This window comes from Leptotrichia wadei (assembly GCF_007990445.1).
In the GTDB taxonomy this organism is placed as follows: Bacteria; Fusobacteriota; Fusobacteriia; order Fusobacteriales; family Leptotrichiaceae; genus Leptotrichia; species Leptotrichia wadei_A.
Genome location: NZ_AP019841.1, coordinates 1407792 through 1428989 on the forward strand (window position 1 = coordinate 1407792; position 21198 = coordinate 1428989).

Genomic DNA, 21198 nt, shown 5'->3' on the forward strand with positions numbered 1-21198 from the left:
ATATATGAGCCATTAGATAGATAGATTTTAAAATGAGTCTATTTATTTAATGGCTCTTTTTTTGTCTAAAAATCAAAGAAAGGGGGCAAGATGAAGATTGAGAAAATAAATATCAATGAAATAATTGAGTATTCAGGAAATGCTAAAGAACATCCTGAATGGCAAATTGAACAGATTAAAAACAGTATTCAAAAATTCGGATTCAATGATCCGATTGCGATTGATGAAAAAAATATTATTATCGAAGGACACGGAAGATATTTGGCATTAAAAGAACTTGGATATACAGAAGTTGAAGTAATCAGATTAAATCATTTAACAGAGGAGCAGAAAACAGCTTATGCTATTGCTCACAATAAATTAACTATGAATACAGAGTTCGATATTGAAAAATTGCAGTACGAGTTGAATAAGCTGGAGGTAAATGATTTTGATTTAAGTGTGCTTGGTTTTGAACAGTCTGAACTTGATGAGATTTTGCAAGAGGAAATGGAAGAGCTAGAAATTGAAGATGAAGATACAGATAACACAGAAGTCAAACGTACTAAATTAATTTGTCCCTGCTGTAATCATATTGCTGAAAAGAGCGAATTTAAGGAGGTAATGGATGGCGAAGATACATAATGACAAATATTATACTCCTGATCCAGTTGTAAGAAAAGTGATTGAAGTTCTTGAAAAAGATGTGATGCCAATCAATAAGTTTTCAAGAATTATTGAGCCAAGTGCAGGTGCCGGAGCGTTTCTTAAAAGACTTCCTAAAATTGCGGTTGGATACGATATAGAGCCACAAGGTGAAAATATCATAAAAGGCGATTATCTTAAACAGAATGTTCCATATATGAAAAACAGCCTTGTAATTGGAAATCCGCCTTTTGGAAGTAGTGGAAATTTGCATACAGAGTTTATAAAGAAAAGTATGGAACATTCTGACTATGTGGCATTTGTGCTTCCAGGTGATATGTATAAGAAAGATAAATTTGAAAATATTGAATTATATAAGTCGTATATGTTGCCAGCGGTCAAATACAGCGGAGTTAAGTTAAAATGCTGTTTCAATATTTATCGCAAGAGAAAAGGCAAATTAAAAGAAAAGAATATCAAAGATGCTGAAATTTTAACATTTTCTAAAACTAAGAGTACTACAAAACAGCAGGAATTGTATTGGTTAAATATAAAGTCTGATTTCAGATTCATAGCATTTGGAACAATAAGATTGCTAAAAAGCACAGATAAAAGAGTACGAGCGAAAGAAATAAAAATAATCTTGAAGAAAAAGGTTAATTTAAAACCAGTTTTGGAAAAGTATTTGAAGAATAGGGCTAAAGTTGCAGTATCAACTCCGAATGTAAGCAAAAAAGAAATCGTTGAGTTAATATATGATAATTTTCCACAATTGAGGGAATAAACATGACTAAAAAATTATTACTGAACGAATGGGAAGAACTTGGAGGAGAAAATGCTGCAAAAGGAACTTTAAAGAAACTGGCTGACAAATATGGTGTCCCCGGGGGGACTGTGAGGCGCTGGAAGAGTGAATATTTAAAGAAGAATAAGGCGGCGAATGTTCGGAATAAAAAGCGAACGAACAGCGAACGTTCAAACGAACGTGACATTCAAGTAAAAAAAGATATTTTAAATGGTATTCCAAAAGAGGAAGTTATGAGAAAAAATGAGATTTCAAACGCAACTTATTACAGAAAAGAAAAAAATATAAGACAACTTAGGTTAGAAAAAACAGAAGAGCAGTTGGATGATATTCTTTTAAAAGTTTATTCTGATTTAGGGGATGTACTAAAGAATGTGGAAATTTCAAAACGTAACTTAGTAATAAGGATGGCTAAGGAAATCTCAAAAGATGAAACGCTAGATGCCAAAAGACTCCAAATAATTGACAAGGCTTACGTAACTATTAAAAAAATGGGAAACGATTTAATGAGGACTGGTAAAATGTTGACTGCGTATGAATTATTAGAAGTCGACAAGCAACTTGCAGAAGAAGCGTTGCAACAAGAGAAATTAGAAATTGAAAAATCTAAAATTAAAAAAGATGACGAAAAGGAAATTGAAAAAGAAAATGAAATGATTGAATTGTTAAAAAATATAACAAAGAAGGTTGAAAAAAATGAATGATTTAACACCAAAACAGTATGAAGTGTTAGAAGTATTTAATAAAGAACAGCCAAGAATCACAATTTTGACAGGAGCAAAAAGAAGTGGAAAAACATTTTTAAATAATTTTCTTATGTTATCACACATAGCAACATTGGCTAATCAAAATCTTAATTTTATTGTAATTGGAGCAACAAGTGGAAGTATTTGGCGGAATGTTCTAAACGATTGGGAAGTTATGTTAGGAAAGCAATTTAAGCCAAAAAAAGATGGAAGTTTTAAGCTATTCGGAAACAATGTTTATTTATTTGGCGGAGAAAAGGCGGATAGCTGGAAGAAAATGAGAGGGATGACTTCTCACGGCACTTATATAAATGAGGCAACAGCATTACATCAAACTTTTATAACTGAAGCATTTTCAAGAACATCTGGGGAAGGAGCTAAGATATTTATTGATACAAATCCAGATAATCCAGCTCACTTTGTTAAAAAAGATTATATCGACAATGCTGGAGATAGATTGGAAAACGGCAGATTGAATATTCTAGTTAGTAATTTTAAGCTAGACGATAATGTTTTTCTTAATAAGGAATATGTGGATTCTATTAAAAAGACAACTCCACGAGGAGCAACTTATGACAGAGATATTTTAGGATTATGGGTAGCTCAAGAAGGAGTTGTATTTGCAGATTTTTCAGAAAAAGAAAATGTAATTGAAAGTATAGATAATGTTGAGATAAAGGAATATTACATTGGAGTCGACTGGGGATTCGAACATTACGGAACTTTGATAGTTATCGGAGTGGATTTTGAGGAAAGTTATTATATTGTCGAAGTAATAGCAAAACAACATAAATATTTTGATTATTGGAAAATGCTAATTTTACAGAAATATAAAGAATATAGGGCCTCAAGAGTATTTTGTGATAGTGCTAGAGCTGAGTATGTACAAGGACTTTTAGATTTTGGGATAAACGCAGAAAACGCTAAAAAAGATGTAAAAGAAGGTATTGATTTGGTTGGGGCTATGTATAAAAGGAATAAGCTAAAAATTACAAAGAAAGCATTCAAAGGAAAGTTTGAGAGTGAGATATACTCGTATGTTTGGGGTAAAAATGATGAACCGCTTAAAGAAAATGACGATGTAATGGATGCGATAAGATATGTTTTGTATAGCTTGAAAAAAGATGAAGGTGGAATTGCTTATTTATATTAGAAAGGAGGGCTAATGAATAAAGAAGAGAGAACAAGAGTAAAAACTTATTACGACAGAGAACAATATAGCAAATCTAATTTGAGTAAGAATATGCCGGGATTGTTTGAAGGAACGGTTGAAATTTTTAATCCGATTAGAGATATTGTTAAGGCCCTTTCGAACACAGCTTTAAAAGATTTGAACATAGACAATGATAAATTGAAAAAAATTTGGGAAATTAATCAAATGACAACATTTAGTAAAAAGATAGCTAAAGAGATGTACTTAAATGAAGAAGTATTCGTCGAGGTTATATTAACACCTGATGAGCAGATTAGGTATCTTTTGCATAGTGTAGATGACATCGAATATGTGGAAGTGTTTGGGGAGATAAAAAGGTTTAAGGTCGAAGGCGAGCAAGTCTATTATGATGAAAATGGAGAAGAGCAGAGTAGAGAGTATTCAAGAGAGTATATAAAACTCGATAATGGAACTGTTAAAAGAGTTGAAAAAATAGAAGGGGATGTTATTGAAACGCCTTTTATTTTAGAAAAAATACCTGTTTCAAGATTTAAGAATGACAGTAATATTATTGAAGCCTTGAACATTATAGATAAAATCAATGAAACAGAATGTTATATTGGAAAAATCTTTGGGATACATGGTGATCCGTTACTGCATGCAGATAACATTAAGCAATTTGCAGATGTAAATACAAGTAATTCTAAAATTAAGAAAAATGCGCAGCTTTTAGAAGAAGCAAGATATAAGAGAAAGAGAATCATAAACACTTATAACACGAAAGACTTACAAGCTAATTTTAAATATATCGAGTTGACAAATCCACTTATTAGTGAAATGCAAAACGATATAGCGAGGTTAGAAAAGAGATTATCTAATTTGTTTCCGGAGTATCTTTTGGTAGATACAGCGACACAAAATGTCAGCGAAGAAACTTATTTGTTAAAAAATAACGGGCTTAAGACTAAAGTCGCAAGCTTCAGAGAAGATTTTATAAAAAGTTTGCTGGAATTAGACAAAATAGCGTTGGAATTATCAGGAAGTTCTGAGGAATTAACTGAAACAAGTTACACATATTTTGATACTTTTTTGGAAAATGAAAAGAGCGCTAAATTAACAACTTTATCATTAGCTCTTGATATAATAAACAAAGCAAAAGATATTGATGAGGAGTATAAACTTAAAAATTTAATAAATAAAATAACGGACGATACTTTACAAGATTTGAGTGGTTTGTATGATTAAGATAAATTTTGAATGGAATCATAGAGTCGAAAAAAGATTATTTATTTTTTTAAAAAAGATAGCTTTTTCGATTTTTAATGATAAAAAAATAAATGTTAATTACTCAAATTTGCTGAAGACATTTATTAATTATAGTGTGAATTTTGAAAAAGAGTATAAAAGCAAAAAGAATATTGATGTTGAAAAGCATTTAGAATTAGCAAAAAAACAAATAAAAGAAATTAAAGAATGGCAGAATAATTTAAACAATTATGTTGAAAATAATAAACAAAAATCAAATTTAAAGGATATATTAAAAAATAATGCAAAATTCAGAGCAAGAAACATGCTTGGAAATTACTATAAAGATTTTTTAAAAGAAATAATTGCTGGAGAAAGTGAATATTTCGAATGGAATACAATGGGAGATGAAAGAGTTAGACCCACGCACGAAGCAAGAGATGGAAAAATTTATAACTGGGATAATGCCGAAATAGTCCCTGGAGAAGAGCCGGGTTGCAGATGTTGGGCTACTGTTTATTTTCCTAATTCGCAGGAAGAAATTAATGACATAAATCAAAATTCTTGAGAGTTGAAGTATTATAAATCATTTATGAGTTATTTGATGTCGAATCTCAAAAATTTTATAGAGTATCAATATTCTAAATCATTTATGAGTTAGAACAAATAATCTAAAGGAGTGAAAAATGTTTTTAGGACAAGATTTATTAGAAAGAATGAAATTAAATTATGACACTACAACGGAAACAACAGGTGGTGCAGGAGCAAGTAATACTGGTGAAAATAATGGGACACAATCAAATAGTGAAGCTAATGAAACAATAGAAAACTTAAAGGCCCAAATTGAAAAGATAACAAATGATACTAATAAAGAAATCAATTCTTTGAAATCACAATTAGGTCATGCAAATAAGCAAATTGAAGATTATCAAAAAAATGGGAAAAGCGCTGAGGAATTAGCAAAAATGGAAAAAGAAAAATTAGAACAAGAACTCGCTGAAGCTAAAAAACAGTTGAATTTAACAGCGTTGTTAACTAAAAAAAGTGAGTTAGTTGCGCAATTAAAAATTAGTCCGCAGTTTGCTGATTTAGTACAAATTACACCAGATATGACACTTGAGAGATTAGAAACAGCTGTTAAAGATGTAGCAGCGAAAGAAAAAGAGTTTACAACAGAATTTTTGAAAAAAAACTCTATAACAAACGGAGGTTTTAATTCGAAAGATAAGAAAAGAGATGAAAAAGATTTTGTTGATAGAATGATTGAAAAAAACAAAAATAACGAAACAGATCTTACAAAATTTTAGGAGGTTGGGATGTTAAAAAGAACAGTTATGCACAAGGAAAAGTTAAATGTGCAAATTAAAATATTAAAATCTGATTTTGCTAACTATATTTACAAAGATAAAAATACAAACAAAGAATATTTGTTAGCTGGAGCTTTGATTAAAGCAAAAAATGGCGAAGATTTAAGAGAAACAGGGGCCTTTGTAATACCGAGTGGAACTGGTACTAGAGCCGATGGTGTGTTAGTTCATGATGTTGAATTTAAATACTACAACGACAATGAACAAGCGACAGTTGCAATCGAAGGTGTGGCTTATTTGGATAAATTAATCGAGGTAGGGAAAGAATACACTGCACCAGTCACAATAACAAAAGCGGAATTACCAGAAGGTGTGACTTATATTTATAAGGATAGAAAATAGGAGGTTGAAATGGCAATAAGTTTAACGGATTTATTAAATGCGAAAAGTTTAAATAAGTATTATGCAGGAGTGAAGGGCACTACTTTAGTAGAAGCAATGTTTCCAGCTGGGTTCTCAAATAATTTTGATATAAATGTTTTTGTGAGTTTAGACGGTGGAACAGTTGAAGTATTGCAAAGCAGTCAGCTAGATGCAGATGTAATGTTTAGAGATTGGGATTTGAAAACAGCAACTAAAGGGGATAAACAATTTTTCAGAGAAGCCATGACATTAGATGAAAAGCGTAGAAAAGAGTTGCTGGAAATTTTAAACACCGGGAATCAAACGGTAATTGATAATTATTCAAAACAAATTTTTGATAAGTTTGCAGGAGCAAAAGGATTTTTGGCAAGTCCTCGAGCAATCGCATCTTATGCAGCAGCTCAATTTTTATCAACAGCAAAAGTTATATTTCCAAATGAAAATGGTGGCGGTCAAACGATTAATTATAAGTTAGCTGATAAATATAAAGAAACATTAGCTGGGACTAATATTTGGAGTGCAGCAACTGCTAAACCGCTTGAAGATTTAGAGAGATGGAAAGAAATTGCTGAAGAAGACGGCGGAACAGTTGAAATTGCTTTGATGTCAAAAGCTACTTTTAATATGTTGAAAAAACACGATACAGTAAAGGAATTATTTAAAAATACAACTGTTACAGTTACTCCAGCGTTAGTTAAAGCAACAATTGAAGAAGTGATTGGAATGACTATATTAGTTTGGAATGAAAAAATAAAAGTTGGTAAAACAACAAAAAATGTATTTCCTGATAATGTAGTAACATTAATTCCAAATGGTCAATTAGGAGTAATGGAATATGGGCCTACTCCGACAAAAACCGATGAATTACTTGGAATGTTAGGAGATAGAGACGTGGTTGATATTGCTGGAACATTTTCGACTGTTGAGGTTGTAGCAGAATCAAAATCAGCTGGAGTTGTAAATAATGTGAATGTAGTCATTGAGGACTTGGTAGCTCCAAATCCATCTATTATGGATGGCATGTTTATAGCAACAGTAGGGTAGGTGAATTAAATGGCGAAAGAGAATAAAAAGGAAGAGGTAAAAGCTATTGTTGAAGCAGTAGCTTTAACACCTTTGAGATACAACGATGTTAGATATGAAATTGGTGATAAGTTGGAATTAACTGAGGCAGAATTTGAAATTTTGTCAAAAAATAAACTTGTCGGCGAAAGAGTTGATGAGTAATGACGGATGAAACTTTGGAGGAACTGAAAAAATATATTCCTGAAACTTCTGATTTTGATTTACAAGTGGTTGAGCAATTTTATGAAGTTGCTGAAGAAAAGCACAGTACAGAGAGAGAAAAGCTGCTCAAAATATTTTTGTTTGGTTATTTATTAACTTCGTTAAATGATTTTGATTTTACGAAAGTCCAAATTTCAAATATTGTTGTCGAAGAAGCAAATGGAAATAATCCTTATCTTAGGATGTATCAGCAATTATTAAAAACTCTTGATGTTGAAGAAAATGAAAGTGTAACTATATCAATATTTTAAAGGAGTTGAAATGTTTAATTTTAAAAACAAAGAAAAAGAAGAAATATTACTTGTTGAGTTGAATCATATACTTTTAAATGTTGGTGACAATGAATTAGATTTGACTCAACGAAGAGTAAATATTGCAAAACAGGAGATAGAAAAAAGAAAATTAAAAATAGAGATTATAAATTTAGGTGATAAAGATGCCTTGCAAACTAACAGTGAAACAGAAACCAAAAAACAAAAATTTGGAGAAGTTGTTGGCAATGAATCCTCAAAAGATAGAAGTGGGAACGGTAACGAATTATAGTGTCAAAGGTGGATTTGATGCTTTTGGATTATCAAATGTATTGGATAGTGGTTCAAGTCGTGGAGTTCCTGGGTGGAATTATAACCAAAAAGCTTTTGAACAATTTAATCCAATGGCTGCTAGATACTTTAAAGAAGGAGTTGCTAGGATTATAAACGGAAGTTTTGATGTTGCAGCAATGACGAATAAAATTGGAACCGAAGCTAGTACAAGATATAAATCAATGATTGAAAGGATAAAAAGTCCTCCAAATAGTCCTGTGACGATCGCAAGAAAAGGATTTAATAATCCAATGATTGAAACTGGGCATTTTAAGAGCAATATTGCAGCTAAAATTAACGGGGGGAGAATTGTCGGTAGAGGTGGTGGATAATGGATAGGAAAACAAAATCAGCTATTAAAAAAACTTTGAAAGTTATAGAAAAGCTGTCAGATGATGTGATTGTGTATTCAGAAAATTCTGAGATTGAATTTGACGAAATGGGCAATCCTATTCAAAACAAAATAGAAAAGACAGTAAAAATGGCTATACTGACACCTAAACACAATTCATCGTTTCCACAAAGTATGGACGGGAGTTTTTTATCGAATAAAAAAGAGGGATATTATATTTTGGATGATAATCAAGATTTTAAAGTATCGGAAGGTATAAAAATAAAGCATAAAGATGTGATTTACAGGGTTTTAAATATTGAGGAAAATTATGGGGAATTTTTGAGAATGGAGCTGAATATAGATGACAAGCGAAATTAAAAAAGAACTTGTGACCGATATAAAAGAGTTCTGCAAAAAGTTTGGTATAAATCAAATCATAAATGAAGATAAAAGAGACGAGATACTTGCTGAGCAATATGAAAAACTCAAATTTCCAATTGTTTTTTATAATATATACATTGAAGACGCAGGGAATCCAATTCCTTTCGGCAATGATGAATATTGTTATGACGAAGAAATACAAGTTATCTTGACGTTAGAATCAAGAGAAAAACATAATGATTTCGATGTGCTTTATTTATTTTTAGCTAATACAAAAGCAACAAATGATTACTTTGGTGAAAGAAAACATAAAAGGAAAGTTAGAAAAGTATACAAAATCCAGGAAACAACTTTTAATTTTATGGGTAGAAGATATTACAAGGAAGTTTTGCAGTTTAGTTATTTCGCAGAACATTATATAAATAAAAATTTTAAGGAGGAATAATGGCAATACAGAGAAATGATTTAAATACTTTGAATAATGTACAAATTAAATCAGAAAATAACAGAGCTTTTTATGCTGATGTCAGAAGTTTGATGTTTTTTACAAAAGATTTTGCAATATCGCCGACATTTATTACAGAACCTGGCGATTTATTGGAATTAAACATCAGTGGATTAAATGAAAATCATAATTTTTATAAATTAATAGCTAGTGCATATTCGCAAGCGTATACACCGTTAAATGTAGTTGTTTATGGGAATAATACAGCAGCAACATTTACAGAACTTATGAATACATATATAAATCATGAGGACGCTTTTGAAGTCACTAACTGGATTACTAACATGGATATTGTTTCTGAAAAAACGTATATTAACAGTATAGTATCTTATGCAAAAACTGATAAGGATAAACAATTTTTTATAGCTGTTGATTATGAAAAAGTAGGAAGTGCAGCTGAAGCTGTAAAATTACAAACAGAAAATAATGTGAACAACGTTGCGTTTGTAATTGAAGGAACTAAAAATTTAGCTAAAGGAAATTGGCTTACAGGAGCCTTGGTTGGTGGAACAATAGGATATAAAGATTTAGGAAGTTATATTGTTCATTCGACTCAAATAACTGGTTTTGTCCAAGAAAATTTTACAAAAACTGAGCAAAAATCTTTTTGGGACGCTGGATTAAATTACTTATCTAAACCAACTCAAGGTTATTTTCATATTGTAAATGGACTTAATTCTGATAATAAAACATTTATCGAATTGAAATTAATTGAAATTTGGTTGAGAGATGGTTTAAAAAAAGATTTAACAATATTCCAGGTGAGAAAAGACAAAATACCTTTGAATGATATTGGAAGATTAATGATTGAATCAATCATTAGAGAACGTTGTAGACAAGGGGCAAGTGCTGGAATGTTTATGGTTGATAATGCTGGAAGTTATTTTGGAACAATAATGCAAAAAGATAAAAACGGTAATGAGTTTAGTATAAAATTAGGTCATTTAACAGTTAGTGAATTAACACAAGAATCAATTAGAGAAGGTAAGTTCAAATTTGATTTAAGAGTAACTTTTCTAAATGGTGTGAGAAATTTAGCATTAACAGGAACAATCACAACAGATGGAGAAATTGTATTCGATAAATAAAAGGGGGTAAATTAAATGTCAACAAAACAATATAATGTGGATAACGTTAAAATTGTGTTAACTGCTGCAGGTATTCCTTACGCAATTACTTGCAGACATGAAGATGGTTTTGAGGATGATCCAAACACAGAAAGTTCGAGCTCAACAATTGCGAGTTGTGGGCAAAAGGTTGTTAATGTATCAGTCGACGAGAGTGTATCTATCACATTAAGTTTACTTTACGGAAGCAGCGAGCACAGAACAATGGAAAGATTGCACAAACTTTGGAAAGCAAATAAAGGACCGTTTCCAATGTTTATGGTAATAACTGATACAAATACAAATGAAACTTATATATATAATGGTGTTTCATTTAAGAAAAAAGCTGCGTTAAAATATGCAAACGAAAGTGGAACTGAAGCAAGAGCATGGGAGTTTGAAGCAGAAAGCAGAGAACTTGTAATGTAGAAAAATTATTTAACAAAGGAAATAAAATCATAAGGACAATGGCAATTGAATAATGACTGTGAAAACTAAAATATTTGTTTTTTAAGTTTGGGATAATGGTATAATTAAAATTATTCTTTAATTTCTCTTAGAAATAGTGTATAATATAGTAAATTATTTTTAAGGAGGAATGATATTAAATGTTTTTAATATTTTGGATAGCCTGTATATATTTCTATGTTAGGGTAATTAGATTCAGCTTGAAAGAAATTCCTAAAATTAAAGAATACAGAAAAACTATGAGCAAGAAAGAGGCAAAAAAGAAAATTAAAAGCGAAAGAACTAAAAGGGATAAACTGGATTCCGTATTAGCAGTTGTATTTTTGTTTTTAGCGATGGTTAGTTCTCCAAATTCAGGGAATAAAACTGAAACAGCAGAGAAAAAAGAAGTTAAGAAAGTCGAAGCCAAAAAGGAAGAGGTTAAGAAAGAAGAGCCAAAGGCTGAAGCAAAAGCAACTGAAGTCGAAACAGACCCTTACAAAGAAATTGAAGATAATATAAAAAGAAAGTTTCCAAAAACTAGAAAGATAGTAGCTACTGATGTAGGTGTTGTATTAGAAATTCAAGCAAAGGGTGGTTTTACCAAAAATATGATGGTTAAAGAAATGTTTAGAGATGCCAGAAAATATATAAATGAAATTAACAAACAGTATAAAATGAGAAACTTAAAATATGAAAGTATGGCACTACAATTTTTTTATCCTATGAGTGATGGTGAAACAAGTGGAAATATGAAAATACTACAATTGGATGTTGATAATGATATGATTGAAGTTGGATTTGTAATGCCTACAATCGCTGAAGAAGTGAAACAAAATTTTAAATAAAAATTTTTAAAAAAGTTCTTGACTTTTTACGTGTAAACGTGTAAAATATAAAAGTCAGGAGGTTAAAGATGGAAAATAAGAAAAATATATCATTTAAAGTAGATTCGGAATTACACAAAAATATTAAATTGAAAGCTACAAATATGGGAATAGGGATAAAAGAATATATTTTAAATTTGATAAAAAAAGATTTGGAAAGTGAGGAGAAATAAAAAATAAGACCTCTTTGCAAAGAAGTCTTATGGTATTTCTACCTCATCAATAGAATTATACCATATTGACTTCTAAAAAACAATATTTTAGGAGGAAATTTAATGGAAAACATTATGGATTTAGTAAAAGTAGAAAGACATGAAAATTACGGATTAGTTGTAAGTAGTAGAGTTATTGCAAGAGCATTGGATAAAAGGCACGAAAAAGTTTTAAGAGACATTGATAAAATTTTAATCAACCCAGATTTGGGTAGATTGATTTTCACAAGTAATTACAAGGATAGCAGAAATAGAAACTATCGTGAATATCTTTTAACCAAGGACGGATTTATCCTTTATATGTTCAATATACAAGGACACAACAAATTCAAACTGGCTTACATAAACGAATTTAACAGAATGGAAAGATTGTTAAATCAGCAAAGATTGTTACCAATGCCAAAAAGTGACAAAGTTTCAATACCACTTGATAAAGCAGTTCATTGGGCTAAGATAAAAGAAATCGCAAACAAGGCTAATGAAGTAAGAAGTGATACTTATAGAAAAATATGTAAACTTTCTCAGGACTTGGCAATGATAACAAATCAGATTGACGAGCTTTCTGGAATGACATTTGAAGTTGAAAATTTACTAGACCAAATTGAAAATTAAATAGAAACACTAAATCACAGTCATTAATTTGATTGTGATTTTTTTATTACAAAAAATAAAATTAAAATATATAAGGAGAAATAAAATGAATTTAGAAAGAAAATATAATGAAGAAGAAGAAAAAGCAATTAATATGTCAAGAGAAATGGCTGGATTGCCACCTATTACACAAGATAATGAAAATATAACAGTTGAAAATAAAGAAGTTAAGAATGAAGCAGCAACGATTGAAGCTATTGCAACAGAGGAAACGGCTAAAGGGAAGTTAAAAAAAGAAGAAATGAAGCCGAAAGAAGAAGAATAAAACAGCAAGGTGGCTTAAGACCTAGACAAATATTTAAGCACACTTTGGTTGACTGGGACGGAAAACCAAAGGATGTGATTTGTACATATCCCACTACAAAGCAAGCGTCAAAATATTCAAAAATGGATTTTGATCCAGTAACTGGAAAAGGAGTACTTGATTTTGGCGATATAGTTGATTGTTTTTATAATGATGACTTGTTACCACGATTTAACATTGAGGATTTTCCATCAAGCGAAATCATTGGATTAGGTGTATTTTTATTGGAAGTGGTAAGAAATCCCTTCCTTAAATAGGAATCCGGCATTTTTTCATGAAGGGAAAATATATTTTAATAAAGACGAAATGTTAAAAGATATAACAGAAATTGAAAATTTAGCATTTCAATTGGAAATAAATGACAATTTTAAAAGTTTTAATTCTTTTGTTTTTTAAAAAATATAATGAAAATAAAATCTCTGAAAAAGAGTTTGAAACTTTTTTGAAAATGTGTTTTTATGATACAGAAATCCAAAAAGCAAAAGAAAAAGAACTAAAAAAGATTAAGAAAGGGAAATAAATGGCTAGTGGAGTAGGAGTTACTTATGAATTAGAGTTTGTTATTAAAGATAAAAATGCAAAGCAATGGATACAATCAATGCAAAAAGAAGCTGAAAAACTAGCTAAAACATTAGATAAGGTTAGTTTAAATAATTTTAATAAGCAGATGCAACATATGCAAAAGCACTTGCAGGCACAAGGGGATAAACTCAAATCTCAAATGAAAATGGCTCAGGATATGATGAAAACTCTTGGAACTGGCAAAACTGTAAAAAGTGGATTGGATAACGTAAAAAAAGAAACACAAGAAGCTAAAAAGAAAATGGATGATTTGAACAAAGTCAAAGAAGCAGTTGGAAAGTCGGTTAAGAATCCTCTTGGAAACGTGGCTAAAGGTGCTGACAGTGCAATAAAAAAAGTTAAAGGGCTTTTAAATAAAGTTCGGGATGGAGCATTGTATAAGGCAGGAAGTTTTATTACACAGGCTGGAATGGAAGCGTTGCAGGAATATGGACAAACTGATTATGAATTACGTGGCGCTTCTGCCAAAACAGGTGGATATGGTGTTGATTTAAAAGAGTATAGGCGACTACCAAAAAAAGTTGGTGGAGATACAAAATTTAATAACTTAGATGTTGCACAGGCTATTAATGCTGGAGCAACGTTAGGAATTAAAAAAGACGAAATGAAACAAATCATACCAGCAGCTGCTAATTTGGCACAAGCGTTTAATTCGGATATAACACCAGCTCTTGAAATGGTTAAAATGCACATGAACTCTTATCAATTATCTGCGAAAGAGGCTCAAAAAGTTACTGATATGATAGCTGTTACATCTAAAAATACAGCTGCTGATTTACCTAGATTGGCAGAAGGATTTAAGTATGTTGGAGCGTCTGGGAAAGCATTAGGAGTGCCACTTGAAACAGTTTATGCGATGTTAGGAAAATGAATGACAACGGATTAACAGGGTCAACAGCAGGTACTGGATTAAATCAAATGTTTGAAAGTTTAAAAGATTTTAAAAAACGTGGGAAACTTGAAGATTTAATTGGTAAGGTTACAGATGAAAAGGTAATTTACAAGATATGGTTTCAATTATTGAAAGATTAAAAGGTGTAACTGACAAAATGGGTAACGCGGATAAAGCTGGAGTATTAAAAGCTATATTCGAGTACAAGGAGGTAGAGCCGCCAATACGCTATTGAATGGAAGTATAGAAGACTTAAAAAAACTTCAAAACGAAATAAAAAATAGTAGTAGCTAAGCAATTGAGTGACTTTATGATGCAAGGAAGTGCAGGAGCGGTTGAAACTTTAATGGGAACAATGTCAAGCACGTTTGCAGCGGTATTTGATTCATTAGAGCCTTTATTAGTTCCGGTTGCAGGGTTATTTATGGGAATAGCTGAAGCAATTGGACAGGTAGCAGAAAAGCGCCTTGGCTGTTGCAATTAGTTTCTATTTTGGGAGCTTTAGTAATTGGAGAAATGGTATTTAATAAAATGAAGTCAAGCATTGGGCCTTTCATTTCTGGGATAAAAGAAGCTATTGCAAGTGTTAGCTTATTAAAAATAGTTCTTTACGGACTATTGGCGATTGGTTTAGTAGTTATATTTAATATGTTTAAGCAATGGCAAGATTATTTGCAACAAAATGCTGACGTAAACAAAGTGTGGACGGCTACATTGCAAAGTTTAGGAAGTGCATTAGGAGCAATCAGCGACTTGATAATGGCTGTTGTAGGTGCGTTATTTGGATTTAGTACAAAATCAGAAGATGCAAAAGATAAAACGCAAATTTGGGGAATGACAGCTGATGAAGTTAAACAAAAATTAGAATCTTTTAAAGAAAAAGTAGATAAATTTTCAGAAAGAGTCCGCGAAATGACCAAATGGGTCGAAGAAAACAAAGAGACTGTTAAATTCTGGGGAACTGTATTTTTAGGATTAGCTGTTGGAATAGGTATATTATGGGCTTTAACTGCGGCACAATCAGCATTTAATGCAGTTGCAGCTTTAAATCCATACGTTTTAATAGCAATGGCAATAATAGGTGCTATAATGCTAATTTGGACGGGACTTACTTGGCTATATAATAACGTATCTTGGTTTAGAGATGGTGTTAATATGGCTTGGGATTTTATAAAAGAACACTGGATAATGATATTGTCTTATTTAGGAGGTTTTTTAATAGGCGGACCAATCGGTATAGCACTTGTTTGGTTATATAACAACGTGAGTTGGTTTAGAGAGTGTTAATGCAATTTGGGATCAGATAAAAGAACATTGGGAAATGGCGGTAGGAGCAATCGCCGGTCTTTTATTAGGAGGTCCAATCGGGCTGCGATCGGGCTTTTATTGGCTGGCTTGTTGAGCTTTATAATAAAACGAAACTTTTAGAAATGCGGTTAATACAGTTTGGAATGCTGCCAAAAAATTATTTCAGAGGCTTGTTCAGTAATTGCAGGAGCGATTGGAGGAGTTATTAGTATTTTAGGAACTGCAATATCGAGAATGGCAGAATTTCTTGCAAAATCTAAAACTGCTTCACAGCAAAAGCAATAGGAGTAGCGTTCACTCCGCAGCCTTTAACATATCAAAGTGCAAGTTTAGGTAATTTAGGACATAAAGCGGTGGGAACTAATAATTTCCAGCACAAGGTGGTGGGGAATGACTACTATCGATGAGCATGGAGATGAAGCTATTTGGTTGCCAAACGGCTCAATGGTTGCAAGAAACACAACAACTAACGATATGTTAAACAATTTAAAATCTATTAAAGCTAATACTCGTGGTGGACTGAAAGACAGTGGAACAGTTGTTACAAATAATAATCATTTTGTATTTAATGTTAATGGAAATGATGAAACACTAAACGAATTAAAAAATGAACTTGAAAAATTAGGAATAGTTTAGGAGGTATAGAATGCAAGTATTAGATTTTTAAAAAAGCAATTGCAGGATTTGAAGCACAAAAGATAGACTTGAAAAATGTATTTAAAATATTTTGGCATAAAACCTAATGGATTTTTAGGTACTATACCTCTTTTAGTAATTTCGACCGATTATAGTCAAGATAATGAAATAACAGGCTACAAATCGTATTTAAAAGATAATTTTAATGAAAATATGTTTGTGAATCCATATACATTAAAAATTGAGGTAATTTTACACGGTAAAGAATGGAAAGATGAACTCGAGAAATTAGTTAAAGAATCAAAAAAAAGAAATTATACAACATTTATGTATACTAAATTTGATAAGGTTTATGCTCCACTTGCAATAACTAGTGTCAGTTACTCGAAAATTATCAAAATTATACTAGTATAAAAGTTTCGATAAATTTAAAAGAAGTAAACTTGTTAAAATTTACTACAACTGACGGAAAGACTACAACGAGTGCTTATGATCCAGAGACTAATACCCAAAATCGAGAAATGTCTGAAGTTTCGATGAGTGAATCAATGAAAGGTGGACTTGGAGATGATCCTAGAACAGGAGATATTAAAGCATGAGAAAATTATATAGTTTTGATATTTTATATAAGAAAAATAAAAAAAGTAGTTACAGAATTTTATTAGACGATGGAGAAGAAACGTTGTTAGTTATATTGGAAATTTACAATATAAAGAACTTTGGTATTTAGATGTAAATACTGATAACGAAAATTTACATATGGGTCAAAGAATTAATGCATACGAAGATTTGTTCTTATTGTGCAGAAGACGATATAAAGAATCCCAAATGTTAAAATGATAGCTTTGCCAATTAATTTGAATGGCTTTGATGTTGAGTTTACAACAGAGACAGCTGGAATATTACAGGATATTATGGTGGTGGTTTAATGGCTGAGAACACAGGAAATGATAATTACTATATTTTGTGGGACAGATATGCAAAAGTAACTTTTAAAGTAAAAATGGAGATGAAACAGAGGAAATTGAATTTGAAAGATTTCAAATTGAAAATGGAGTTGATTATTCGCCAGATTTCGAGATACAAACTGAATTTGATATAACAGAAAGCACTAATATTGCTAAAATAGTTATTTATAATTTAACAGATGAAATGATTAAAAATTAAAAAAAGGTGTTGAAGTAGTTATTGAAGCTGGGTATTGGAATGATGGAGTAAATAAAGATATTGGTGTTATCTATAAAGGGATTATCGAGAGTTTGAAAGGAAGTTGGAGCAACGCTGATAAGAAATTTGAGATAACTTGTAATACTTATAATGATGAATACAAGGATACAAAAATAAATCTTAAAACTGGAAAAGGGACAAAAGCTAGCACAATAATAAAATTAATTTTATCAAAATTGGATAAATTAAAAGCTGGGACAATAGAGCTTGGTAAGGATATTGATTATAAAGACGGAAAAACAATGCATAACAACGTAAAACACATCTTTAAAGAAATAGCAAAAGATACTAAAAGTGTTTTTTTATAACAAATGGAGTTGTCACTTTTCAACCACGAGATAAGATAAATAGAGGTATTTTAGAATTTGATCCGAATCGATTTCAAGATGTAAAAGAAAATGACGGTACTTATACATTGAAAAGTATATTTGATCATAGATTTCAAGAAGGTTTTAAGATTAATTTAGATTTAAAAAAGGAATTTGAGCAACTTGAAATTAAAGGAGAGTATCTTATCACAAAAGGTAAGCACGTTATTAATTTTAAAAGCGATGCATATACAGAGTTGGAAATAAAACTAAATTTGATGATGAAGAAGCTAAGAAAGCTAATGAAATCGAAATTGTTTCTGGAAAAAAAGGGAAAATGAGAAAGCATCTAAAAATAAAAGAAAAAAAGCAAAAAAAAAAAGACGATAAAAGAGTAAGAAAAATGAAAAAATACTAAAAAAACAAGCAAAAAGAAAACGAGGTTAAAAATCTAATAACACAGAAACTAAAAAAACTACTACAAAAAGTAGCGGAAATAAAAAGAAAAAAAGACTGGGATAGAATAGTGAGAACATATGGAGTAGGAGGTAAAAAGTGAGAAAAAAACAGGAGATCATATAGAATCAATGATAAGTGGAAGATTTGATAATTTGAATACTTTTGCAATAGCTAAAATTGTTGAAGTAGATAACTCTAACATGAGCTGTAGTATACAAATGTTAGATATTCCTGAACTTTTTGGCACACGTGATGAAGTTGAAATAATTGAAAATGTTCCAATTGCTCCGATTTTTTGGGGGTGTAAATGCAAAGTAAATGCTCCATTGGCTGCGAATGATAAGGTTTTAGTAGCTTTTTGCCAACATGATACATTTAATGCAAGAAACGCTTCTGAACCTTGCGAGCCGAACTCTAGTGCAAAATTTGATATAAATAATGCCGTTGTAGTTGGACAAATAACAAGTGATGCAGAAAAGAACATATCTAACGACTTCTATATCACTTATGGTGGAACGCTTGTAACAATAAATGATAGCGGTGTCAATATAAAAGGTGGTTCAATCAGTATAAGTGGGCCTGTTAAAGTTGACGGAAGTTTAGAAGTTAGTGGAGACGCTACAATTGGTGGAAAGTCATTTTTAACTCATACAAATGGTGGATTACCATTGGATTAGGAGGATATCATGGAGAGTGTAGAAAGTTGGCTAACAGAAAAAAATGATGATAAAGAAATAGATGTTGCAATCGGTAAAAATATTATATTAAGTTCAGAATTAGAAAAAATAAGATTACGTTTGGAAAATAAATTAAGGTTATTTTTTAACGAATGGTTTTTGCATAAGAATGAAGGTATTTATTGGCTTAAAAGAAATGAAAATAATGGACAAATAGGAAATTTATTAGAAAAATTTAATATAGAGGCCCAGGTCAAAGAAACGATTTTGTCGGATGAAGATGTGGCAGAAATAACAAAGTTTGAAAGTGATTTTGAAAATAGAAATGGAAACTATAATTTTAAAGTGGAAATGTTATTGAAAAATGGAAAGACTTTAGCGTTTTAGAAAGGAGGAACGATGGATTTCGGAGTAACAGAAAAGGGATTTGTGTTAAAAAGTTTTACAGATATTATGAAAGATATAGAAAATAGGTACAAAGCAAGATTACAAGATAATAATTATATTTTAGATTTTAATACTCCTGAAGGGATTCATTCTGAAGCGATAGGCTATGAATTATCACAAATATGGGAAGAATTGTTAGAATTTAATAATCAAATGAATCTAAATACAGCAACAGGAATATATTTAGATTTCTTTGGAACTTTACTGAGAACTCCACGGGAAGCAGGGCTTATGCAACCGGACAGGTTAAAATAATAGGAGAAAAGAATAGAGTTATACCAGCACAAACAATTATTAAATATGCTGAAAAGAATATAGACTATTATCAAACGTTGCGTTGGATAAATTAGATAATAATGAGTATTACGGAATAGGATTTATTCAGGCTCTTGAAATCGGAGAAGAAAGCAATATCACAAGTGATGTTACTTTTACGACTGAATATGAAGGAGTTGCTAAAATTACAAATGATGCGGATGTAACTGGTGGTGCAAATAATGAGAGTGATAGTCTTTATAGGGAAAGACTTAAAAGAAAGGAAACAGTTGAACAAACCGCTACACATGCAGCATTATATAACGGATTAATGGCTTTGGAAAATATTAAAATGTGTTGATATTAGATCCTGAAACTGAGCCAGCTACTGAAGCTGGAACAGTTAAAATATTTTAGAAGGAACACCGGATGACAAAATTTTGAAACTATTTTAGATTTGAAAGCAGATGGCATATTGACTCTCGCAGATTCTAATGCACAAACTTTTGAAAAAAAAATAAAAAGAGGTGTATTTGAAAGAAAAATAATATATAACATCATAAAATATAGTACGTTATTAATAAAAGTTGAAGTTTTGGAAACAAAAAATTTAGATGAAAAAGATAGTCGTTGGACAAAACAAATACAACAGGAAATTTTAAATTATATTAATAATCTAAAAACAGGAGAATCTATTAGTTATTTAAAGACATATTCAGAAGTGTTAGGAATTGACGATATAAGAAAAATAAATTTGAAAATGGGATTAACAGAATCCGATGTTGAAATACAAAATTTCGACAAAACATTTACAGTCCCAGTTGGTCAAAAATTTCAAATAAACGAAAATAATATCGAGGTAATTTATGTTTAAGAGTAGCGAAGAGTATACAGATGAAATAATAAGTAGATTTCCACATATGTACAGAAGAGACAGGGGAAGCAATAATTATTTTTGTTAAATTTATATTTAGAAGAAGTAAGACAAGCAAGTAAAGGAATATATGAACTTTTGAAATCTTTAAACATTATGGAGGCGGAAGGTTACGTATTGGACAAATTTGGAACATCTTTTAATTTGAAAAGGGACACGAACGAAAAAGATGAAAATTATAGAAAAGAATACTTGCTGAAATTTCAAGGAAAAGTAAAATGCAACTTTTGAAACAATCTTAAACGTGCTCAAGATTATAATTGAAAATTATGAGCAAAATATTTTTATTTTAAAGAAGGGATTATAAAAGATAAAGTTAAAAACATAGATTTTAAAGTTAAAATGGAAGTTTTAACGGAAATTTTGAAACACAATTTTATAAAGAAAAGCAGGAAGCATTTACATTATATTGAATAAAAGACTGTCTGCATATATAAAAGAGTATCTTAAATATCTTGCTCGAAATAAGAGC

General features: G+C 30.8%; 40 protein-coding genes. All 40 read left to right on the plus strand.

What is annotated here, in order from left to right; genetic code table 11:
- Nucleotides 1-90 precede the first annotated feature (90 nt).
- The 40 genes from FVE74_RS06710 (at nt 91) to FVE74_RS06865 (ending at nt 20957) form a co-directional block, all read left to right on the plus strand.
- Nucleotides 91-624 carry a ParB/Srx family N-terminal domain-containing protein gene (locus FVE74_RS06710; RefSeq protein ID WP_147003802.1) on the plus strand — a complete coding sequence of 178 codons (534 nt, stop codon included), beginning with the start codon at nt 91-93 and terminating at the stop codon, nt 622-624.
- Entirely contained in the window at nt 608-1408 is an 801-nt protein-coding gene (locus FVE74_RS06715; protein WP_147003803.1) for a hypothetical protein, read from the plus strand. The genes FVE74_RS06710 and FVE74_RS06715 overlap by 17 nt, the downstream gene beginning before the upstream one ends.
- Nucleotides 1409-1410: 2 nt before the next feature.
- Nucleotides 1411-2133 carry a hypothetical protein gene (locus tag FVE74_RS06720; RefSeq protein ID WP_147003804.1) on the plus strand — a complete coding sequence of 241 codons (723 nt, stop codon included), beginning with the start codon at nt 1411-1413 and terminating at the stop codon, nt 2131-2133.
- Complete coding sequence (locus FVE74_RS06725) at nt 2126-3328, plus strand: PBSX family phage terminase large subunit (protein WP_147003805.1); 1203 nt, start codon at nt 2126-2128, stop codon at nt 3326-3328. The genes FVE74_RS06720 and FVE74_RS06725 overlap by 8 nt, the downstream gene beginning before the upstream one ends.
- Before the next feature lie 12 nt (nt 3329-3340).
- Nucleotides 3341-4573, plus strand: a complete 1233-nt coding sequence (locus FVE74_RS06730; protein WP_147003806.1) for a hypothetical protein — start codon at nt 3341-3343, stop codon at nt 4571-4573.
- The gene (locus FVE74_RS06735) at nt 4566-5141 is read left to right on the plus strand and encodes a minor capsid protein (RefSeq protein ID WP_147003807.1); all 576 of its coding nucleotides are present in this window, start codon (nt 4566-4568) and stop codon (nt 5139-5141) included. The genes FVE74_RS06730 and FVE74_RS06735 overlap by 8 nt, the downstream gene beginning before the upstream one ends.
- A gap of 118 nt (nt 5142-5259) precedes the next feature.
- Nucleotides 5260-5880, plus strand: a complete 621-nt coding sequence (locus FVE74_RS06740) for a hypothetical protein (RefSeq protein ID WP_147003808.1) — start codon at nt 5260-5262, stop codon at nt 5878-5880.
- 9 nt (nt 5881-5889) lie between these two features.
- On the plus strand, nt 5890-6282 hold the full coding sequence (locus tag FVE74_RS06745; RefSeq protein WP_147003809.1) for a hypothetical protein: 393 nt from the start codon (nt 5890-5892) through the stop codon (nt 6280-6282).
- Nucleotides 6283-6291: 9 nt separating this feature from the next.
- Nucleotides 6292-7347: a major capsid protein gene (locus tag FVE74_RS06750; RefSeq protein ID WP_147003810.1), complete on the plus strand. Its 1056-nt coding sequence runs from the start codon at nt 6292-6294 to the stop codon at nt 7345-7347.
- A gap of 9 nt (nt 7348-7356) precedes the next feature.
- Nucleotides 7357-7530: a hypothetical protein gene (locus FVE74_RS11530; protein WP_172617451.1), complete on the plus strand. Its 174-nt coding sequence runs from the start codon at nt 7357-7359 to the stop codon at nt 7528-7530.
- Complete coding sequence (locus FVE74_RS06755) at nt 7530-7841, plus strand: hypothetical protein (RefSeq protein ID WP_147003811.1); 312 nt, start codon at nt 7530-7532, stop codon at nt 7839-7841. Before FVE74_RS11530 ends, FVE74_RS06755 begins: the two co-directional genes overlap by 1 nt.
- Before the next feature lie 10 nt (nt 7842-7851).
- Nucleotides 7852-8133 carry a hypothetical protein gene (locus tag FVE74_RS06760; RefSeq protein ID WP_068157229.1) on the plus strand — a complete coding sequence of 94 codons (282 nt, stop codon included), beginning with the start codon at nt 7852-7854 and terminating at the stop codon, nt 8131-8133.
- Nucleotides 8084-8506, plus strand: coding sequence for a hypothetical protein (locus tag FVE74_RS06765; protein ID WP_147003812.1), 423 nt, complete (start codon nt 8084-8086; stop codon nt 8504-8506). Before FVE74_RS06760 ends, FVE74_RS06765 begins: the two co-directional genes overlap by 50 nt.
- Nucleotides 8506-8886 carry a hypothetical protein gene (locus FVE74_RS06770; RefSeq protein ID WP_147003813.1) on the plus strand — a complete coding sequence of 127 codons (381 nt, stop codon included), beginning with the start codon at nt 8506-8508 and terminating at the stop codon, nt 8884-8886. The genes FVE74_RS06765 and FVE74_RS06770 overlap by 1 nt, the downstream gene beginning before the upstream one ends.
- Nucleotides 8870-9334, plus strand: coding sequence for a hypothetical protein (locus FVE74_RS06775; protein ID WP_147003814.1), 465 nt, complete (start codon nt 8870-8872; stop codon nt 9332-9334). Before FVE74_RS06770 ends, FVE74_RS06775 begins: the two co-directional genes overlap by 17 nt.
- Nucleotides 9334-10482, plus strand: coding sequence for a hypothetical protein (locus FVE74_RS06780; RefSeq protein WP_147003815.1), 1149 nt, complete (start codon nt 9334-9336; stop codon nt 10480-10482). The genes FVE74_RS06775 and FVE74_RS06780 overlap by 1 nt, the downstream gene beginning before the upstream one ends.
- 15 nt (nt 10483-10497) lie before the next feature.
- Nucleotides 10498-10929, plus strand: a complete 432-nt coding sequence (locus FVE74_RS06785; RefSeq protein ID WP_147003816.1) for a phage protein — start codon at nt 10498-10500, stop codon at nt 10927-10929.
- A gap of 179 nt (nt 10930-11108) precedes the next feature.
- The gene (locus FVE74_RS06790) at nt 11109-11795 is read left to right on the plus strand and encodes a hypothetical protein (protein WP_147003817.1); all 687 of its coding nucleotides are present in this window, start codon (nt 11109-11111) and stop codon (nt 11793-11795) included.
- 68 nt (nt 11796-11863) lie between these two features.
- Nucleotides 11864-12007, plus strand: a complete 144-nt coding sequence (locus FVE74_RS11535; RefSeq protein ID WP_172617452.1) for a hypothetical protein — start codon at nt 11864-11866, stop codon at nt 12005-12007.
- Nucleotides 12008-12109: 102 nt separating this feature from the next.
- Nucleotides 12110-12658, plus strand: a complete 549-nt coding sequence (locus FVE74_RS06795; protein ID WP_232053895.1) for a Rha family transcriptional regulator — start codon at nt 12110-12112, stop codon at nt 12656-12658.
- Between the two features lie 85 nt (nt 12659-12743).
- The gene (locus tag FVE74_RS06800) at nt 12744-12962 is read left to right on the plus strand and encodes a hypothetical protein (RefSeq protein WP_147003818.1); all 219 of its coding nucleotides are present in this window, start codon (nt 12744-12746) and stop codon (nt 12960-12962) included.
- Nucleotides 12963-13036: 74 nt separating this feature from the next.
- Complete coding sequence (locus FVE74_RS06805; RefSeq protein WP_172617453.1) at nt 13037-13258, plus strand: hypothetical protein; 222 nt, start codon at nt 13037-13039, stop codon at nt 13256-13258.
- A gap of 263 nt (nt 13259-13521) precedes the next feature.
- Nucleotides 13522-14454 carry a phage tail tape measure protein gene (locus FVE74_RS06810; protein ID WP_147003820.1) on the plus strand — a complete coding sequence of 311 codons (933 nt, stop codon included), beginning with the start codon at nt 13522-13524 and terminating at the stop codon, nt 14452-14454.
- Entirely contained in the window at nt 14451-14615 is a 165-nt protein-coding gene (locus FVE74_RS11540; RefSeq protein WP_172617454.1) for a hypothetical protein, read from the plus strand. The genes FVE74_RS06810 and FVE74_RS11540 overlap by 4 nt, the downstream gene beginning before the upstream one ends.
- Nucleotides 14616-14785: 170 nt before the next feature.
- Nucleotides 14786-14959 (plus strand): hypothetical protein, encoded by a 174-nt coding sequence (locus FVE74_RS11545; protein ID WP_172617455.1) that lies wholly within the window; start codon nt 14786-14788, stop codon nt 14957-14959.
- Nucleotides 14960-14991: 32 nt separating this feature from the next.
- Nucleotides 14992-15762 (plus strand): hypothetical protein, encoded by a 771-nt coding sequence (locus FVE74_RS06815; protein ID WP_147003821.1) that lies wholly within the window; start codon nt 14992-14994, stop codon nt 15760-15762.
- A gap of 159 nt (nt 15763-15921) precedes the next feature.
- A complete protein-coding gene (locus FVE74_RS11550) occupies nt 15922-16068 on the plus strand; it encodes a hypothetical protein (RefSeq protein ID WP_172617456.1) in 147 nt (48 codons plus the stop codon).
- A gap of 105 nt (nt 16069-16173) precedes the next feature.
- Nucleotides 16174-16419, plus strand: coding sequence for a hypothetical protein (locus FVE74_RS06820; RefSeq protein ID WP_147003822.1), 246 nt, complete (start codon nt 16174-16176; stop codon nt 16417-16419).
- Nucleotides 16420-16494: 75 nt separating this feature from the next.
- Complete coding sequence (locus FVE74_RS06825; protein WP_147003823.1) at nt 16495-16833, plus strand: hypothetical protein; 339 nt, start codon at nt 16495-16497, stop codon at nt 16831-16833.
- Between the two features lie 29 nt (nt 16834-16862).
- On the plus strand, nt 16863-17018 hold the full coding sequence (locus FVE74_RS11555) for a hypothetical protein (RefSeq protein ID WP_172617457.1): 156 nt from the start codon (nt 16863-16865) through the stop codon (nt 17016-17018).
- Nucleotides 17015-17149, plus strand: coding sequence for a hypothetical protein (locus FVE74_RS12135; protein WP_269473146.1), 135 nt, complete (start codon nt 17015-17017; stop codon nt 17147-17149). Before FVE74_RS11555 ends, FVE74_RS12135 begins: the two co-directional genes overlap by 4 nt.
- Before the next feature lie 198 nt (nt 17150-17347).
- Nucleotides 17348-17521, plus strand: coding sequence for a hypothetical protein (locus FVE74_RS11560; protein WP_172617458.1), 174 nt, complete (start codon nt 17348-17350; stop codon nt 17519-17521).
- A gap of 157 nt (nt 17522-17678) precedes the next feature.
- Complete coding sequence (locus FVE74_RS06830) at nt 17679-17954, plus strand: hypothetical protein (RefSeq protein ID WP_147003824.1); 276 nt, start codon at nt 17679-17681, stop codon at nt 17952-17954.
- 107 nt (nt 17955-18061) lie between these two features.
- Nucleotides 18062-18295 (plus strand): hypothetical protein, encoded by a 234-nt coding sequence (locus tag FVE74_RS06835; RefSeq protein WP_147003825.1) that lies wholly within the window; start codon nt 18062-18064, stop codon nt 18293-18295.
- Nucleotides 18296-18541: 246 nt separating this feature from the next.
- The gene (locus tag FVE74_RS06840) at nt 18542-19090 is read left to right on the plus strand and encodes a hypothetical protein (RefSeq protein ID WP_147003826.1); all 549 of its coding nucleotides are present in this window, start codon (nt 18542-18544) and stop codon (nt 19088-19090) included.
- A gap of 9 nt (nt 19091-19099) precedes the next feature.
- The gene (locus tag FVE74_RS06845; RefSeq protein ID WP_147003827.1) at nt 19100-19477 is read left to right on the plus strand and encodes a hypothetical protein; all 378 of its coding nucleotides are present in this window, start codon (nt 19100-19102) and stop codon (nt 19475-19477) included.
- 12 nt (nt 19478-19489) lie between these two features.
- Nucleotides 19490-19792: a hypothetical protein gene (locus FVE74_RS06850; RefSeq protein ID WP_147003828.1), complete on the plus strand. Its 303-nt coding sequence runs from the start codon at nt 19490-19492 to the stop codon at nt 19790-19792.
- 82 nt (nt 19793-19874) lie between these two features.
- Nucleotides 19875-20153, plus strand: coding sequence for a baseplate J/gp47 family protein (locus tag FVE74_RS06855; RefSeq protein WP_147003829.1), 279 nt, complete (start codon nt 19875-19877; stop codon nt 20151-20153).
- 114 nt (nt 20154-20267) lie between these two features.
- Nucleotides 20268-20666 carry a hypothetical protein gene (locus FVE74_RS06860; protein WP_147003830.1) on the plus strand — a complete coding sequence of 133 codons (399 nt, stop codon included), beginning with the start codon at nt 20268-20270 and terminating at the stop codon, nt 20664-20666.
- Between the two features lie 81 nt (nt 20667-20747).
- Entirely contained in the window at nt 20748-20957 is a 210-nt protein-coding gene (locus FVE74_RS06865; RefSeq protein WP_147003831.1) for a hypothetical protein, read from the plus strand.
- Nucleotides 20958-21198: the final 241 nt, after the last annotated feature.